Raw genomic sequence first — 1,341 nt, forward strand, 5'->3', positions numbered from 1 at the left:
TATAGTACTCCCTATTGTTAGGACAATAATTCTTACAATGTTAATTATTAATGTTGTTATTGTTGCTTGAGGTGTTGGAATGTGGGAAACTCCCTTCCGAGTTTTCCATATTCCAACACCCTTTTCTTTTTTGCTTCTTTTTTCTTTTAAATTTAAGCGGCGATCTGTGCATAACTTTCCTGTGGTGTTTTTCTGTTCAAGGATGAATGTCTTCTTTGGGTGTTGTAAAAATCAACGTAAATCTGTATGCCTTTATACAGCTCCAGTCCATCATCAGCAGGCTTTAAATAGATGTGTTCGTATTTAAGGCTTCTCCAGAAACGCTCTATATAAATATTATCCAATGCTCTACCTTTTCCATCCATCGATATTTTTATTGTATGATTATTCAGTACCTTTTGAAATTCAGCAGATGTAAACTGACTGCCTTGATCGGTATTAAATATTTCAGGCTTGCCATGTAAGGCTATTGTTTCCTTCAATACTTCAGTGCACCAGGCTGCGTCCATCGTATTGGAAACACTCCAATTTAAGATGTACCGGCTTTTGACATCAATCACAGCCATCATATACATGAATCCCTTTTTCATGGGGATATAAGTGATGTCCGTTTGCCATACCTGGTTAATTTTGTCTATTTTAAGTCCTCTGAGTAGATAAGGGTAGATCTTATGTGCTTTATTCCCAATGCTAAGCTGCTTACTGGGATAGATCGCCATGAGTCCCATTAGACGCATTAATCGGCGAATACGCTTCACGTTAACAGAATAATTGCAAGTCAAACACAAATATGCACATAGCGTCAAAACTCCGCTATGTGGATGCTCAAGAAAATAGCTATCAATTAACCGCATCAATTCAAGGTTTAGCTCGCTCTCTCCCATAGGTTTATAATAGAATCCTGATCTATGAATGTTCAACATATCACACTGATCTGTGATGCTGAACCTGGAATCTTTTACAACCATCAGCCTGCGTTCTGCAATGCAGTACTTCATTATAACTTTTTTTTTAGCCACTCATTCTGCATCTGGAGTTTGCCAATTTGCTCATATAAGCGGGCTTCAGTAGCCTCATTTTCCTTGGTGCCGGTTTGCTTCTCGGAAAATACAACCGAGCTGTTTTCCAGAAAATGCTTCTTCCAGGTCGCTATCTGGGTAGGATGAATATCATACTGTAAGGCTAATTCAGCTATCGATTTTTGCTCCTTTAAAGCCTCTATAGCTACTCTCGCTTTGAATTCAGGACTGAACTTCTTTCTGCTAACTTTTTTCATCTGTCAATAAATTTACGGTTTTTTTTAGACCTTAAATTATCGACCTAATATTGGGGAGTATTATA

At 37.8% G+C, this 1,341-nt stretch carries 2 protein-coding genes; both read right to left on the bottom strand.

The window, feature by feature from the left end; genetic code table 11:
- Positions 1 to 152: 152 nt before the first annotated feature.
- Positions 153 to 998 (bottom strand): IS3 family transposase, encoded by an 846-nt coding sequence (locus AAKU52_RS17450; protein ID WP_354335917.1) that lies wholly within the window; start codon positions 996 to 998, stop codon positions 153 to 155.
- Positions 998 to 1,276 carry a transposase gene (locus tag AAKU52_RS17455; protein WP_354335918.1) on the bottom strand — a complete coding sequence of 93 codons (279 nt, stop codon included), beginning with the start codon at positions 1,274 to 1,276 and terminating at the stop codon, positions 998 to 1,000. The genes AAKU52_RS17450 and AAKU52_RS17455 overlap by 1 nt, the downstream gene beginning before the upstream one ends.
- Positions 1,277 to 1,341 lie beyond the last annotated feature (65 nt).

Origin of the sequence: Pedobacter sp. CG_S7 (assembly GCF_040544395.1) — a bacterium.
Lineage (GTDB): Bacteria > Bacteroidota > Bacteroidia > Sphingobacteriales > Sphingobacteriaceae > Pedobacter.

Coding starts and splice junctions, on each gene's coding strand:
- AAKU52_RS17450 (WP_354335917.1), bottom strand. CDS start 998: ATGAAGTACTGCATTGCAGAACGCAGGCTGATGGTTGTAAAAGATTCC.
- AAKU52_RS17455 (WP_354335918.1), bottom strand. CDS start 1,276: ATGAAAAAAGTTAGCAGAAAGAAGTTCAGTCCTGAATTCAAAGCGAGA.